The sequence below is a fragment of the Nocardia cerradoensis NBRC 101014 genome, assembly GCF_000308535.1.
GTDB lineage: Bacteria > Actinomycetota > Actinomycetes > Mycobacteriales > Mycobacteriaceae > Nocardia > Nocardia cerradoensis.
In genome coordinates, this window is the sequence record NZ_BAFW01000068.1 from 11,589 (window position 1) to 26,634 (window position 15,046).

The following is a 15,046-nucleotide window of genomic DNA, read 5'->3' on the forward strand; positions in this document are numbered from 1 at the left end:
GAGGTATCCACGAGTGTTGCCCGCAGGTGCGGGATCGGATCCGTGCGAGGGTAAACCTGGTGCGCGCCGGTGACCTCTGATTCGCTACCGTTTGAGATGAGGGGTCAGCCGGGTCGAGTGGTGAGGGTTGTGCGCGCAATGGGTGAAAGTTCGATCACGTGGGTCGACGGCGCCGTGGTGACGATCGATCAGCGCGCGCTGCCGCACGAGGTACGCACGCTGCGGCTGGCGACGGTCGATCAGGTGATCGACGCGATCGCCACCCTGGCGGTGCGCGGCGCCCCCGCGATCGGCGTGACCGGAGCCTTCGGCGTGGCGCTGGCCGCGCTCGCCCATCCCGGTGAACCCGCGCGAGTCGAGGCCGAGGCCGCCCGCATCGAAGCCGCCCGGCCCACCGCGGTGAATCTGTCCTGGGGTGTGCGGCGAGCCCTGGCGAGATTCGCCGACGGCGGTGCGGCGGGGGTGCTGGCCGAGGCGCAGGCACTGCTCGCCGAGGACGGCCGGGTCAACCGGGCCGCCGCCGAACACGCGGCCGACCTGGTTCAGCGGCTGTGTCCGGGGCGTCCGCTGCGGATGCTCACCCACTGCAATACCGGCCGCTTGGCCACCACCGCCTTCGGCACGGCGATCGGTGCACTGCGGGTCCTGCACGCGCGCGGTGTCATCGACAGCGTTCTGGTCGACGAAACCCGCCCACTGCTGCAGGGTGCGCGCCTGACGACGTGGGAACTGGCCGAGGCCGGCATTCCGCATCGGCTCACCGTCGACTCCGCCGCCGCCTGGGCGATGGCGACCGGGCAGGTGGACTGCGTGATCGTCGGCGCGGACCGCATCACCGCCGACGGTTCGGTGGCCAACAAGATCGGCACGTACGGACTGGCACTGGCTGCTCGCCACCACGGCATCCCGTTCATCGTGGTGGCGCCCGAGTCCACACGCGATGCGGCGACCGCGACCGGCGCCGAGATCGTCGTCGAACAGCGCGGGTCGGCCGAGATCACTCATTTCGGCGACTATGCGTCCGCCCCCAAAGGCACCGCGGTCTTCAACCCGGCCTTCGATGTCACACCGCCGGAACTGGTGACGGCCGTGGTGACCGAGAACGGGTTGGTCGACGAGGCGAATTCGCTCGCAGCGCAGGCGATCGCCGTCGCCGATCCACGGGCCGCCGATCCCGCGGCACAGCACCCCACCGACTCTCCGAACGCCGCCGCGATCGCCGGCCTGGCCCGAGACCTCTACGGTCGCGGCTGGATGCCGGGGACCGCCGGCAACATCTCCGTGCGTGACGGCGCCTTCCGGGCGGCATCGGACAACGGCTCGGATACCGAGGGGCGCACCGCAGTGGTCACCGGCAGCGGTCTGTCCAAGGGGGAGCTGACCGCCGCCGATATGGTCCGGGTGCGGATCGAGAACTCCGAACCCGTTGCCGGAGACCGGCGGCCCTCCGCGGAGACCGCGATCCACACCGCGATCTACCGCACCACCGAGGCCGCGGCGGTGGTGCACGTGCATTCGCCGCGGGCCACCGCGGCCTCCGTCGGCGCCCCGAATCCGCTGCGGTTCACCGGTTTCGAATTGATCAAAGGTCTGCGCTCCGGCGACACCATCGACATTCCGGTCTTTGCCAATCACGCCGATGTGTCGCTGATCGGCGCGGAGATCGAACAGTATCTGCGCGCGCATCCGGCGGCCCCGCCGGTGCTGTTCATCGCCGGGCACGGCATCACCGCCTGGGGCGCCGACCTGGCGCAGGCCCGCGACCGCGCGGAATGCCTGGAGGCCCTGTGCGAACTGGTGTCGCTCACCGGACGCCGCGACATCTCCACCGCCCACATTCTCGAGGAGCAACCGCAGTGACCCTGTTGCATATCGCGGCCGATACCGATCCGGCCGACGTGCGTCTGCACACCACCGATCCGGAGCGCATCGCGGCCGAACTGGCCACGCGCGGCATCGTATTCGACCGCTGGCCCGCCGAGGCCGTAACCGCGGACATCGCGTCCGAGGAGATCCTCGCCCGATACCGGGACCGGATCGGCGACCTCAACGCCGACGGCCGCTACCGCCATATCGATCTGGCCCGGCTGCATCCCGACGACAGCGATCCGCAGTGGCCCGAGCAGGCGAGCGCGGCGCGGCAGAAGTTCCTGTCCGAACACCGCCACGCCGAGGACGAGGTGCGTTTCTTCGTCTCCGGCCGCGGCTGCTTCTACCTGCACCTGGAACCGGAGGTGGTCGCGGTGGTGTGTGAGGGCGGCGATCTGGTGTCGGTGCCGGCGGGGACGCGGCACTGGTTCGATATGGGAACGCGCCCGGACTTCGTGGCGATCCGGTTCTTCGAAGAGGCCGACGGCTGGATCGGCGATTTCACCGGCGACCCCATCGCGCAGGGCTTTCCGACGCTGGACGAGCTCGTCGCCGCATGAGCGAGCGGCAGTCGGAGAGCGAGGCCCTGCCGGTCCGCGCGGTCGTCGTGGATATCGAGGGCACCACCAGCCCCACCAGCTCGGTCCGCGAAGATCTCTACGGCTACACCCGCCGACGGCTGCCGCAGTGGCTGGCCGACGAGCCCGAAGGCGCGGCGAAGACCGTGATCGAGCAGACGCGCGAACTGGCCGGGCGGCCCGACGCCGATCTCGCCGAGATCGCCGAGATCTTGCGTGGCTGGCTGGATTCCGACGTCAAGGCGGCACCGCTGAAGACCGCACAGGGAGTCATCTGCGCTCAGGGCTTCCGTGAGGGCGCCCTGTTCGGCGAATTCTTCCCCGACGCGCCCCCGGCGCTGCGTGCCTGGCATGCCGCCGGACTCACCCTGTGGGTGTATTCGTCGGGTTCGGTTCGCAATCAACAGGATTGGTTCGCCCACGCGCGCGGAGGCGAGCTGGCGTCGCTGATCGGGGGGTGGTTCGACCTGGTCAACGCCGGGCCCAAGCGCGAGGAGCAGTCGTATCGCCGCATCGCGGCGGAGATCGGCGTGCCGGCGGGAGAGATCCTCTTCCTGTCCGACCATCCCGATGAACTGGACGCCGCGGTGGCCGCGGGCTGGCAGGCCGTCGGCGTCACTCGCGCCGGTGAGCCGAATTCGCCCCGACCGCCACACCGCTGGATCGGCAGCTTCGCCGAACTGGATCCGGTCGCGGCCGCCCGCTGAGCGGCCGCGCCGGATCCTGCGCTCAGGACATCGACGGTCAGGCCACCGAGCTGGTGGCCCGGGCGATGAGATGTTCGACCAGCGTCATCAGCACCGTCTTGCAGGAGCTGCGGTCGCGCGCATCGCAGAGCACCACCGGGATGTGGGCGTCGAGATCGAGCGCGTCGCGCACCTCCTCGGTGGTGTAGACCGGAGCGTTGTCGAAGCAGTTCACCGCGACCGCGAACGAGAGTCCGCGCCGTTCGAAGAAGTCGATGGCGGCGAAGGAGTTCTCCAGCCGGCGGGTGTCGGCGATGACCACCGCGCCGAGGGCGCCGCGCGCCAATTCGTCCCACAGGAACCAGAATCTGTCCTGGCCGGGCGTGCCGAACAGGTACAGCACCAGGTTCTGGTCGATGGTGATGCGACCGAAGTCCAGCGCCACGGTGGTGGTGGTCTTGCCCTCCACGCCCGACAGATCGTCGATGCCGGTGGACAATTCGGTGATCAGTTCCTCGGTGCGCAGCGGCGTGATCTCGCTGATCGAGGACACCATCGTGGTCTTCCCGACGCCGAAACCGCCGGCTACGAGGATTTTGACCGAGGCAGCCAGGTCGGCCGAGGACGAAATATCAGGCACGGTGTTCTACAGCTTTCGGATTCCATCGAGTACTGCTCGCAAAATGTTCAGTTCGCCGGTCCCGCCGGTATCGGTGTCGGTCCGGGCGGGGGCCCGGAAGTTCAGCAGACCCTCGCCGATCAGGTCACCGACGAGGATCTTGGTCACCGCCAACGGTAGCTTGAGTCTCGCCGAGACCTCGGCTACCGATTGCGGGGTCCGGCACAGCCGAACGATTTCCGCGTATTCGGGTTCGACACGCCGCAGCGGCGGACCCGGTGACACGGTCACCACCAGGGTGAGCATGTCCAGATCGTGTCCCGCCCCCATCGTGCGGCCCCGAGTTACGGCGTACGGACGGACCAGGGGACCGGCCGCATCGTCGAACCACGGTTGACCGAAGCGCGTCATGACAATCTGTGCTCCACGTGCTCGGCCAGACCGTTACGCGGATCGGTGGACAGGTAACCGCCGACTCGCTGCACGGTCAGGTTCATTTCGTAGGCCACCATACCCAGATTCGCGTTCTCGTTGGCCTGCAATGCGATACATGCGTTGTCACCGGCCGCGGTGACGAACAATACCGCACGGTCGAGTTCGATGACCGCCTGGCGCACGCCACCACCGTCGAATCGGTTCCCGGCGCTGCGCGCCAGGCCGTAGAGGGTGGCCGACATGGCGCCGAAGTGTTCGGCGTCCTCGCGGCTCATCGACGTGGAGCGGCCCAGCAGCAGCCCGTCGGTGGAATGCACCACCGCGTAGCGCACCCCGGCCAGGCGATCGACCAGATCGTCGAGCAGCCAGTTCAGATCACCTGCGTTGGAAGAAGTCACCTTCGCGTTCCTGTTCGTCCGGGGTGTGGCCGGGCTGCGATCGCCGCCCCTGCCTGGTTCCGTTCTCGATGGCGGACATCAGGTCTCGTGCCTGTTCCGCCGAGCGCGGCCGCTGCGGGGACGCAGCGTCGGGTTGGGGGTCGTGCGCCAATTCCGGTGCCAGACTGGCCTGTCGGCGACGGCGGGGCAACGGTGGGCGAGCATCGCTGCCAGTGTAGGACGGACGCTGCGGGCTGCGACGCGCCGGTTGGTCGGTGGGTGTCGCGGGCAGCTCGGGGCGCGGCGGCGCCTCCCGCCGGGCCGGGGTGTCGGCCCAGCTCCGCTCGTCGGTGCTCGGCGCGCTGCCGGTGCGCGGGTAATCGGACCACGCCTGCGGTTGCGGCGAGGTCAGGGTCGCCAGCGACGTTGCCGCCGAAGTCGTCTCGGCCAACGGGATCGCCGGCATCTCACCGGTCATCGCGGGCTCGGGGCGGCGGCCGCCGAACCGTTCGGGCAGATGGTCGGCCAGCGGCGCATCGGCGGCGACGACGGCGGTAGGCACCAGCACGATGGCGCGGATACCGCCGTAGTCGGATTCCGAGAGCCGCACCGAGATGCCGTGGCGGGCGCCCAGCTGGGCGACCACGAACAGGCCCAGACGCGAATTGGCCGACAGCGTGGCGACACCGAAATCCGGTGGGTTGCGCAGCATCTCGTTGGCGCGTTCGAGTTCGTCGGCGGGCATGCCCATGCCCTGATCGCTGATCTCGATCGCCACACCCTTGCCGACCACGTTGCTGCTCACCTCGACCCGCGACTGCGGCGGGGAGAAGGAGGTGGCGTTGTCGACCAGTTCGGCGAGCAGATGGATGAGGTCGGCGACGACGTTGCCGACGATGAACACCTGCGGCATCCGATGCGCGCGCACCCGCGCGTAGTCGAGGGTCTCACCGATCGCGCTGCGCACCAGTTCGACCAGCGGCACCGGGCGCCGCCACTGCCGGCCGGGTTCGCCGCCACCGAGGATGATCAGGTTCTCGGCGTTGCGGCGTTCGCGGGTGGCCAGGTGGTCGAGCCGGAAGAAGGTCTCGAGCAGGGCCGGATCCTCTTGGCGCTGTTCGGCTTCGTCGAGAATCTCGAGCTGGCGGTGCACCACGATCTGGCTGCGGTGCGCGATGTTGAGGAATACCGCGCGCACACCCTCGCGGGTGCGTGCCTCGGTGACCGCGGCGGAGACGGCCGCGGTATGGGCACGGTTGAACGCGTTGGCCACCGAACCGATCTCGTCGTGACCGAAGTCCAGCCGGGCCGCTTCGGTCTCGGCGTCGATGTTCTCGCCCTCGCTCAGGCGGCGCATCGTCTCGGGCAGGCGAACCTCGGCCAGTGCGAGGGTTTCGGTGCGCAGCCGCTTGAGCCGCCCGATCAACCGGTTGGCCAGCCACAGCGACAGCAGGAAGGCGATGATCGCGATCGCCAGCACGCCGGCACCGGCCCACAGCGAATTGGTCGCGGTGCGGTCGCCGTCGTCGACGGCGGTCTGGTTCGCGTGGTCGTTCTGGTACTGCCAGGCGGCGAGCAACTGATCGCCGAGCTGCTCGGCCGAGGTGCGCCAGTCGGCGAAACTCATCGGGGGCGGCGGCAATTCGCCGTTCTTGCCCGGCGCGGGCGGATGGATGAGGTAGTCCTCCATCGCTGCCAGTTGCTGCCAGGCCGGAGAGGCGAGCACGGTCTTGATCTTGTCCGCCGGGGGACCGGTGAGATCGGCGGCTAGCTGGGGGAGTTCGGTGCGGTAGTAGCCGACCAGATTGCGGTAGTCGTCACGCATCTGCCCGGCGAGGATCTGGCCGTTGAGTTCGGCGGCGGTCAGGGCGGCGCTGCGCGACATGCCCTCCATCGCGTGCAGTGTGCGCAGACCGCCGGCCAGCTGCTGGGCGACCGCGGCGTCGGGCGCGGTCGGAATGGTGAGATTGGTGCCGACGACGACGGCATCCAGAATGCGGTTGTAGATGGCGTAGGTCTCGGGAATCGGCAGCGCGCCCGCATCGATTCCGCCGCGGATAGCCGGAAGTTGCTTCTTGAGGGTTTCGAATCCGCCGGTGTCGTCACCCATCGGATTCGAACCGCTGGTCATCAGTTTGTTCTCGGTGGCGGCCAGGGCCTGCAGGGCATTGTCCACTCGCGTACGCGCCGCGCCGAGAGCGGCCGGGTCGCCGTGCTCACCGGCCAGATGCCACAGCGACAGCATCCGCTCCTGTTCCACCGCGGCGATCATCTCGCGAGTGTGCACATTGGCGTTGCCCAGGATCGATGCCCAGTCCTTGGCGTGTTGCCCCTCCCGTACCAGATAACCCGCTGTGCCCACACCGATTCCGAGCAACGTCAAGCTCGGAATCACTGCGATGGCCAGGATGCGGGTCCGGATACCGAGCCTCGCTCTCAACATCGGCACAACATAACGGTCGATGTTTCAAACTTCAGGTCTGATACCACTGAGCGAGACCCGTGTTGACTTTCGTTGTCCGATATGAGTGTGCAGGTCACAGGTCTGTAGCTGGATGTGGTGAAGGTGACGTCCGCCGAACGATTGTGGCAAGTCACACGTTTGAACAGTGTTAGGTATAGCCGGGCTCGAATCCCGCTGTGAGGCAGCGAGTTCGGTCACCGGCCGGCCGGTGGGCGCCGGCGCGCGGCAAGCGCGAACAAAACGACCACGGCCGCGCATTCGACCGCGACCACCGTGGCGACCAGCGCCGAATGCGATGTGTCGGACAGGAATCCGGTGATCGCGCCGCCGGCGGCGGTCGCGGCGCCGAGAACGGCGGCGTAGATGCCGTAGGCGGTGGCGCGGCGATCGCCCGGCACCAGGTCGGCCACCACGGCACGCAGCGTGGATTCCTGCACACCGACTGTCGCACCCCACAGCAGCGCTCCCGCCAGCACCACGCCCGTGCCGCCGGCGAAACCGAAGACCGGCACCAGCGCCGTCGAAACCGGCAGAAGGAGCAGTGTTTTCGCGCCCACGCGGTCGTACAGCCAACCCGAGGCCAGGGCGGCCAGGGCGTCGGCGGCCATGGCCGCGGCGTAGACCACCGGTACCGCCGCCGTCGTGAACACCCCGGCCGCCACCATATGCAGCGACAGCACACCGTAGGTGGTCGCACCGAGCATCGAGACGGCGGTGAACAGGCAATACAGCCAGAACTGCCGGGGCAGTGGAACTCTCGCGATGCCGGGCCGAGGCGCCGCGGCCGGTTCGTATCGCGCCGGATCGGGGACGCGAATGCGGATGCGCACCAACAACAGCAGCGTCGCCGCACCCGGTATCGCGAGCATCGTGAGGGCGGGAGTGAAATCATCGCCGGTCGCGGCGAGAACCGCCGCGACGGTCAGCGGCCCGGCGACCGCGCCGACCTGATCGAGCGCCTCGTGGACGGCGAAGCCACGACCACGCCCGGTGACCGCGGTGGCATGCGAGAGCAACGTGTCCTTGGCCGGGCTGCGCACCGCCTTGCCGACCCGTTCGGCGATCACCAAGGCGGCCGCCACCCACAACACCCCCGCCACACCCAGCAGCGGGACGCTGACCACGGTGAGCACATACCCCGAGATGGTCCACGCCCAGAACCGCCTGGTCCGATCGGTGAGCGGGCCGGACACCAGACGCAGCACCAGCGCGGCCGCCTCACCCACCCCGGTCACCACGCCCACGACGAATCCGGACGCACCCAGCGACCCCAGAAGCGGCCCGGTGATCGACCGCGCCCCTTCGTACACGAAATCCGCCAGCAAGCTGACGATGCCGAACCGGACGACGAAACCCCAGGCGCTCAGCGGCGGCGCCGCGTCCGGTGCCGCCCGTGCCTCCGCCCGCCGAGCCGCCATGAACCGCCTCCGGTCGTCGCCGATCTGCCGCCGCCCCGAACGGCTCCATGATCGCATCGGATCGCCGCCGGAGCAGGCGAACGCCCGCTGAAACGCGCCGATCCAGCGCCTGCGCCGCAGCGTGGCGCATCCTGGCGAACTCGGTGGCAATATCCGTCCCAGGGCGGAGATATGCCCGCGCGGTGCGCGGTAGATTATGTGTATCGGAGGGTTACATTACTCACAAGTAGGAGGCGACGATGCCCGTACCGGAAGCTGCGGTGTTCGAGCGTCTGCGGGCGTTCGCGTCCGTCGACGATGCCCGTGACCACGCGAACAAGACCATCGCCGAGACGTTCACCGGGCGGCCGCTGGGCGAGGTGCCGGTGGGGACCGCCGACGATGTGAGCGCCGCGTTCACCCGCGCCCGCGCCGCCCAGGCGGACTGGGCGAAACGCACGCCGAAGGAGCGGGCGGCGGTGCTGGAACGTTTCCGCGACCTGATCATCAGCGAACGCGACTCTCTGATGGACGTCATCCAGGCCGAAACCGGCAAAGCCCGGTGGGCGGCGCAGGAAGAGATCCTGGGCATGATGTTCGCGGCCCGCTACTTCTCGCGCGTGGCGCCGAAGCTGCTGGCGCCGCATTCGGTGCCGGGCGCGTTCCCGGTGCTGAACCGCGCGCAGGTGCGCACCCAGCCCAAGGGCGTGGTCGGCGTCATCGCGCCGTGGAACTATCCGATGGTGCTGTCGATCGGCGATGCGATCCCGGCGCTGCTGGCCGGCAACGCGGTCGTGGTCAAACCCGACAGCCAGACCCCGTTCTCGTCGCTGGCGAGCGTGGAACTGCTGCTGCGTGCGGGACTGCCCCGCGATGTGCTGCAGGTGATTCCGGGACCGGGCGGCGTGGTCGGCACCGCGATCGTCGACCAGTGCGACTACCTGATGTTCACCGGCTCCTCGGCCACCGGGCGCGAGCTGGCCCAGCAGTGCGGTAAGCGGCTGATCGGATTCTCGGCCGAACTCGGCGGCAAGAATCCGATGATCGTGACTCGCGGCGCGAATCTGGACAAGGTCGCCAAGGCGGCGGTGCGCGCCTGCTTCTCCAACGCCGGCCAGCTGTGTATCTCGATCGAGCGGATCTACGTCGAGCAGTCGATCGCGGCGGAGTTCAGCGAGAAGTTCGTGAAGGCGGTCGGGGCCGCGAAACTCGGTGCGGCCTACGACTTCTCGACCGATATCGGCAGCCTGATCTCACCGGCGCAGCTCGAGACGGTCACCAAGCACGTCGCCGACGCCACGTCCAAGGGCGCCGAAATTCTCGCCGGCGGCAACGCCCGGCCCGATCTGGGCCCGCTGTTCTTCGAGCCCACGGTCCTGAGCAATGTCACCGACGAGATGGAATGCGGCCGCAACGAAACCTTCGGCCCGCTGGTCTCGATCTATCCGGTCGCCGACGTGGAGGAGGCGATCGCCCGCGCCAACGACACCGAATACGGGCTCAACGCCAGCGTGTGGGCGAGCAGTGCGTCCGAGGGTCAGGCCATTGCGGCCCGGCTGCGCACCGGGACCGTCTGTGTCGACGAGGGTTACGCACCGGCGTGGGGGAGCACCGGCGCCCCGATGGGCGGTATGGGGATCTCCGGGGTCGGTCGCCGCCACGGTCCCGACGGACTGCTGAAGTTCACCGAACCACAAACGGTGGTCGTCACTCGCGGAATGAATCTGGATGCGCCGCTGGGCATTCCGCAGTCGAAGTGGCAGGCGTTGCTGATGATGCTGGCGCGCAGCTTCCGCTTCCTGCCCGGGCGCTGAGCCGGACGGGTCGGTCACCGGGCAGCGGTGACCGACCCGCGCGCTCACTGGTTGAAGAAGATTCCGGTCAGATTCGCGTTCTTGATCGGCGTATCGGCGTTGCGCTGGTTGGCGCACAGGAAATCGACCGCCGTCATGGTGGCGTCGACCTGGGTGCCGGCGGGCTCGTGATCGTTGTTCGTCTGCTGCTTCACGAATTTGGTGATCGTGACCCGCTTGGTGTCGGCGTCCTGTTTGACATAGTCGCTGCACGGGGTGTCGCCACCCTTGTTGATCGCGCGCTGCACGTCCGAGCATCCACTCAGCAGGCCCGCGGTCACCGTGGCCGCTGCGATGGTGCCGAACAGCGCGGCGATGCTGCGATGGGCCCTGGATGTCATCTGTTCTCCTCGTCGAGGCCGCGTGCCGGGCCGATCCCGGCAATTCGACCGCAAGCCTAAGCGTTCACCGGCCGAATACCCCGTCGTATCCGGCCGAATCGGACGGACCGCTACCCTACGGCGGTGCAGCTGTCTCGAACGGCCGATGCGGTGTCGTCGGTAACCGATAGATTGACGACGATCTCCCCACAGCCGCCGGTATGGGTGGTGCTGGCGACGGCTGCCGTGGCGGCGGCGGTGGTGCTCTATCGGCCGGTATGGCGAGTGCTGCGGACATGTGTGACGATCGCCCACGAGATCGGCCACGCGGTGGTCGCGATCTGCACGGGCCGCACCCTGAGCGGTATCCGGCTGCATTCGGACACCTCGGGTGTGACCGTATCCCGCGGCAAGCCACGCGGTTTCGGGATGGTGCTGACCACCCTGGCGGGCTATCCGGCTCCCTCGGCGGTCGGGCTCGGATTCGCGATACTGCTCGGCACCGGACGCCAGACGCTGATGCTGTGGATTCTCATCGCGGCGCTGGTGGTGTTGATCGTGGTGATCCGCAACCTGTTCGGCTTCCTCGCCGTGATCTGCGCCGGCGGCGCCGCCTTCGCGGTGTCCTGGTACGGAACGGCGGTGTGGCAGGGCGTGTTCGGCTATGTGGTGACCTGGTTCCTGCTGTTCGGCGGGGTGCGCGCGGTGATCGAACTGTGGCAGGTGTCGGTGCGCGGCGACGGATCCGATGCCGACCAGCTGGCGTGGCTCACCCACATTCCGGCGCGGCTGTGGGTCCTCGTGTTCGGCCTGCTCACCCTCGCGGCACTGGTCGTGGGGGCAGGTGAGCTGCTCGGAATTCAGCTCGGCGGCACGGCCGCCTGAAAGGTTCGGGGTAGCGCCGCACGTGCGGCGGCGGTTTCCGCGGTGGTGATGGTCTGCCGCAGCACGTCTCTGGCCGTGTCGATCTCGGCCGATCGCTGGTCGAGGACGCGCAGCTGGGCGCGGAGCGCGTCCAAGACGCCGGGACAGGGCAGTACCGCGGCCGCAGCGTCGGTGCAGGGAAGTATCTGGCGGATGATACGGGTCGGGAGACCGGCCGCGAGCAGAGCCCGAATTCGCAGGACCGTCGTGGTGGCGGTCTCGTCATAGGTCCGGTACCCGTTGGACCGGCGCTCGGAATGGAGCAGCCCCGCCCGTTCGTAATAGCGCAGGAGGCGTTCGCTGGTTCCGGTCCGCTTGGCCAGTTCTCCGATGAGCACCGTCTTTCCTCTCGGGCTTGACCTTCCAACAGTGTCAAGGAGCAACAGTGGGCCTGCCCTGCCGCATTCCAGCGGCCCGCTCTCTCCTGGAGGAACCTTTGATCATCGATGCCCACAGTCATGTCCACGACCCGGTCGAAAGCCACCTCGCCGCTCTGGACGATGCGGGAGTGGATCGCGCTGTGCTCTTCGGGACCAGACCGCATCCGGAGCGGGCCGTCGATCTTGTATCACTACGCCGTGAGATGGGCGTTCTCGACAGCGCTCTGGCGGGCGGTGAGAACAGCCTCGACAGATATCGCACCGCCTGGGCAGAGCTTCACGAGGCCCTGGCCGCGCACCCGAGCCGGTTCATCGGGTTCGGCTCCATACCGGTGGACCTGCCCGCGGAGGACATCGCCGTTCTGATCGACCGCGAGGTGGTGGGACGCGGACTGCGCGGCATCGGGGAACTTACCCCTGCCGCGGGTGAGGCAGCCCGGATCGAGCCCGTGCTCGCCGCGGCGCACGACCACGGCGGGCTGCCGGTCGTGGTCCATGGATCTGCCCCCACCACTGGCGAAGACCTGCGCACGCTGTCCCGTCTCGCGGCGCGATACCCGGCGGTTCCGCTGGTGGTCAGCCAACTCGGCGGCACGAACTGGATGGCGGCGATCGAAATGGTGAAGGACACACCGAGTATGTATCTGGAATTGTCCACAGCCAACATCATTTTCGCGGTGCGGCTCGCCATCCGCGAAATTCCGGAGCGAACGTTGTTCGGCTCGGATGCTCCCTACGGCGATCCGGTGCTCGCCCGCACGACCGTAGAACGGGTCACCCCTCCCGGTGAGGTGCGTGACTTGGTGCTCGGAGGAAACCTGGGACAGCTCTTGGGCATTCTCTGAACCGCCCAGCCGCCCGGCGACCGTGCGGGGCACCGACCAGGCGTCGGGCGGCGGCGCGGCATTCGACGGCTCAATGATCCTGAGCCTGCGCACGCCACCGCCGGGCCGCATCCGGATCACCCCGGCGCTCCAGCACTTCCGCGAGACCGGCCATCGCGCGCGAATCGCCCTGTTCGGCCGCCAGGCGCCACCAGCGTTGCGCCTCGTCGAATTCGCGTGTCCGATAACCGAGTACACCCAGATCATAGGCCGCTGCGGTATGTCCGAGATCGGCCGCCTGGCGCCACATCCGCCGGGCCCGGTCGACGTCGCCGCGAGTGTGCGCCTCCACTCCGAGGTGATAGAGCGTGGCGCGGAAGCGGTCCTGCTCACCACCGGCGTCGACGGAGACGGTCATCGCGACCACCAATTCCTCGAAATCGGGATCCCCGACCCCGGTACTGCAGCGCAGCAGCATCGAATCGGCCGCGCCGCGTTCGATGACGAGTCCGTAGTTGCCCGTCCAGGATTCGACCGCGCCCGTGGCCGTCATCCAGACCGGGGTGAGGGTGTAGGCGGCCGCCGGGCCGGTTCCCGACAGGTGTAGATCGGTCCCTTCGGCGAGGGCATCGCTCCACACGTCGACGCCCGGCAGCCGGTGCCCGCGCAACGTCGCATATCCGTCGATCACCGAAACCCCGATGCCCAGTCCGAGCAATCCCGGCGGCGGTGCCGCGGCGTGCAGCACCAACCGCACCACCGTCGTTTCGGCGCCCAGGCGCTGCGAGTACATCGGGTGGACAGTGACACCATGCCAGCCGACCGGCTCGGTGCCCGGATATCGCTCGGCCAGGGGACGATTCGCCTCACCGGTATCGGCCATCGCGCCGCCTTTCGCCGTAGCCGTAGGGGGAATCGATGCGTTGCCGCGCACACCGTAGTCCCTGCGACCGGAAAATGGTGCCGAACTGTCGGTTTCAGTCCTCGCTGTCGGCGCGCTGCCCCACGAACGCCCGCAAGGCCGGGTCCGTGGAGACGATGCGGTCGACCTCGTCGCCGCCGGTGCATTCGAACAGCCCGATCGTCACGTGCGCGCCGCGCCGGCCCAGCACTCGCCAGACGCCGCCGCTGTCCTGCCAGCGGATCAGCGCGGCGACGGCGGGGGAGGTCGGCGCGTCGGGCACCTCACCATTGTGACGGCGGGAACCGGTCAGGCGAATTCGTGGTACAGCTCGGGCAGGAAGCGAGCCAGATGATTCATCTCCTGCCCGCAGTGCAACAGCAGATCGCGCGCGAGGTCGAGTCCGGGGAGCAGGTCGCCGGCGTCGGCGGCGGCACCGCGCTGCACCGCACGCGCGGCGTGCACCGGATCGAGGGTGTGAACGCCGTAGATGCGCAGGTAGAAGCGACTGCGCATCTCGCATCCACCGGGAATCGGGCGGACCTGGTGGGCCAGCCAGCCCAGATCGACCGGCGCGATGCTGCTGCCGACCCGGCCGAACACCACGGTGTGCTCGTCGGGCACGGTGAAGCCGTAGGCGACCGGATCGTGGAAGGCGATGGCGAGTTGCTGCAACTTCGGCCCGATGTATTCGTCGACGTAGGAGATGTTGCCGATGTACCGCTGCCGGTCCGTAATCGCCGCACCGGTCCGGTCGGCCGCCACCTCCGCGTACCGGTGTGCGTCCGGATGCCACAGCTTGTATCGGGCCGATTCGACCAGATGCCACCCGAACCACCAGTCCCACATGGCGGCCGTCACCCGCGGCATCTCGGTCCGCACCGCCACCCAGACGATTCCGGAATCGGTCTGTCCGTAGCCGGTTTCGATCGGCGCGTAGCCGGAGGGACCCAGCTCGGTGGTCAGTGCGGAAAAGGGAGGAATGCGATCCGGCGGGGTGGGCGGACCCGCGTACGCCGACGTGACCGCCGACTGCGGCGCGACGGTGTGTTCGGTCATGAAACGCGCATACGGCTGGGCGCGATCCTGCGCGGAATATCCGCTGTAGCGTGCGTTGTCGGGTCCGTCGGCGCGTGCCAGTGGCGATCGGGCCGCGGCGAGCGCGCCCGCGCCGGCGGCCGCGAGCGTCAGCGCCCGGCGCCGCGACAGGGCCGAAGGTGTCACCATGCGACGAGGCTACTGCTGGATGCGGCGCGCGCATGTGCCGATCGTGGCGGCTCCCAACAGCATTCGTGAACGGCGGCGCGTTCACGGATGGGACGGCGGTCCGATGATGACTTTTCCCAGTACGGCCGCACATCGAGATCATGCGGCCCCCGCGGGCCGTGCGGGTTCGCCGGGCGAGGGGCCGCACGGCCG

The 15,046-nt window shown here is 68.6% G+C and carries 16 protein-coding genes; 6 read left to right on the top strand and 10 right to left on the bottom strand.

The genetic code is table 11. The features are described 5' to 3' along the window. The first annotated feature begins 138 nt into the window (after positions 1-138). From ON23_RS08505 to mtnC, 3 genes are read left to right on the top strand one after another with little or no spacing between them, the layout of a single operon-like run. Positions 139-1,860 (top strand): bifunctional S-methyl-5-thioribose-1-phosphate isomerase/methylthioribulose 1-phosphate dehydratase, encoded by a 1,722-nt coding sequence (locus ON23_RS08505; protein WP_039777333.1) that lies wholly within the window; start codon positions 139-141, stop codon positions 1,858-1,860. Then, positions 1,857-2,429: a 1,2-dihydroxy-3-keto-5-methylthiopentene dioxygenase gene (locus tag ON23_RS08510; protein ID WP_039777334.1), complete on the top strand. Its 573-nt coding sequence runs from the start codon at positions 1,857-1,859 to the stop codon at positions 2,427-2,429. The genes ON23_RS08505 and ON23_RS08510 overlap by 4 nt, the downstream gene beginning before the upstream one ends. Then, the gene (gene mtnC, locus ON23_RS08515) at positions 2,426-3,154 is read left to right on the top strand and encodes an acireductone synthase (RefSeq protein ID WP_051042256.1); all 729 of its coding nucleotides are present in this window, start codon (positions 2,426-2,428) and stop codon (positions 3,152-3,154) included. Before ON23_RS08510 ends, mtnC begins: the two co-directional genes overlap by 4 nt. 37 nt (positions 3,155-3,191) lie before the next feature. On the opposite strand, the gene ON23_RS08520 is transcribed toward mtnC, so the two are convergent. From ON23_RS08520 to ON23_RS08540, 5 genes are all read right to left on the bottom strand, one after another. Then, positions 3,192-3,773, bottom strand: a complete 582-nt coding sequence (locus ON23_RS08520) for a GTP-binding protein (protein WP_030514367.1) — start codon at positions 3,771-3,773, stop codon at positions 3,192-3,194. 6 nt (positions 3,774-3,779) lie between these two features. Further along, on the bottom strand, positions 3,780-4,163 hold the full coding sequence (locus tag ON23_RS08525; RefSeq protein ID WP_030514366.1) for a DUF742 domain-containing protein: 384 nt from the start codon (positions 4,161-4,163) through the stop codon (positions 3,780-3,782). Beyond that, positions 4,160-4,585: a roadblock/LC7 domain-containing protein gene (locus tag ON23_RS08530; RefSeq protein ID WP_030514365.1), complete on the bottom strand. Its 426-nt coding sequence runs from the start codon at positions 4,583-4,585 to the stop codon at positions 4,160-4,162. The genes ON23_RS08525 and ON23_RS08530 overlap by 4 nt, the downstream gene beginning before the upstream one ends. Next, the gene (locus ON23_RS08535; RefSeq protein WP_039777336.1) at positions 4,563-7,007 is read right to left on the bottom strand and encodes a sensor histidine kinase; all 2,445 of its coding nucleotides are present in this window, start codon (positions 7,005-7,007) and stop codon (positions 4,563-4,565) included. Before ON23_RS08535 ends, ON23_RS08530 begins: the two co-directional genes overlap by 23 nt. A 215-nt stretch (positions 7,008-7,222) precedes the next feature. Further along, positions 7,223-8,446, bottom strand: coding sequence for an MFS transporter (locus ON23_RS08540; protein WP_039777337.1), 1,224 nt, complete (start codon positions 8,444-8,446; stop codon positions 7,223-7,225). A 239-nt stretch (positions 8,447-8,685) separates the two neighbouring features. Here ON23_RS08540 and ON23_RS08545 point away from each other — a divergent pair, with 239 nt between their 5' ends. Beyond that, positions 8,686-10,239: a succinic semialdehyde dehydrogenase gene (locus tag ON23_RS08545; RefSeq protein ID WP_039777338.1), complete on the top strand. Its 1,554-nt coding sequence runs from the start codon at positions 8,686-8,688 to the stop codon at positions 10,237-10,239. Positions 10,240-10,283: 44 nt separating this feature from the next. Here the strand turns inward: ON23_RS08545 and ON23_RS08550 are convergent, their stop codons facing one another. After that, a complete protein-coding gene (locus tag ON23_RS08550; RefSeq protein ID WP_051042257.1) occupies positions 10,284-10,619 on the bottom strand; it encodes a hypothetical protein in 336 nt (111 codons plus the stop codon). A 123-nt stretch (positions 10,620-10,742) separates the two neighbouring features. On the opposite strand from ON23_RS08550, the gene ON23_RS08555 reads away from it, so the two are divergent. Further along, positions 10,743-11,483: a M50 family metallopeptidase gene (locus tag ON23_RS08555; RefSeq protein WP_086006867.1), complete on the top strand. Its 741-nt coding sequence runs from the start codon at positions 10,743-10,745 to the stop codon at positions 11,481-11,483. On the opposite strand, the gene ON23_RS08560 is transcribed toward ON23_RS08555, so the two are convergent. Then, entirely contained in the window at positions 11,459-11,860 is a 402-nt protein-coding gene (locus ON23_RS08560; protein WP_051042260.1) for a MerR family transcriptional regulator, read from the bottom strand. The two genes, ON23_RS08555 and ON23_RS08560, sit on opposite strands and share 25 nt — an antisense overlap. Positions 11,861-11,958: 98 nt before the next feature. On the opposite strand from ON23_RS08560, the gene ON23_RS08565 reads away from it, so the two are divergent. Further along, complete coding sequence (locus ON23_RS08565) at positions 11,959-12,747, top strand: amidohydrolase family protein (RefSeq protein ID WP_039777339.1); 789 nt, start codon at positions 11,959-11,961, stop codon at positions 12,745-12,747. A gap of 70 nt (positions 12,748-12,817) precedes the next feature. Here the strand turns inward: ON23_RS08565 and ON23_RS08570 are convergent, their stop codons facing one another. The 3 genes from ON23_RS08570 to ON23_RS08580 form a co-directional block, all read right to left on the bottom strand. Next, complete coding sequence (locus tag ON23_RS08570) at positions 12,818-13,609, bottom strand: tetratricopeptide repeat protein (RefSeq protein ID WP_039777340.1); 792 nt, start codon at positions 13,607-13,609, stop codon at positions 12,818-12,820. Between the two features lie 94 nt (positions 13,610-13,703). Beyond that, the gene (locus tag ON23_RS08575) at positions 13,704-13,910 is read right to left on the bottom strand and encodes a hypothetical protein (protein ID WP_039777341.1); all 207 of its coding nucleotides are present in this window, start codon (positions 13,908-13,910) and stop codon (positions 13,704-13,706) included. A 26-nt stretch (positions 13,911-13,936) separates the two neighbouring features. Continuing rightward, positions 13,937-14,854 (bottom strand): DAPG hydrolase family protein, encoded by a 918-nt coding sequence (locus tag ON23_RS08580; protein ID WP_039777343.1) that lies wholly within the window; start codon positions 14,852-14,854, stop codon positions 13,937-13,939. Positions 14,855-15,046 lie beyond the last annotated feature (192 nt).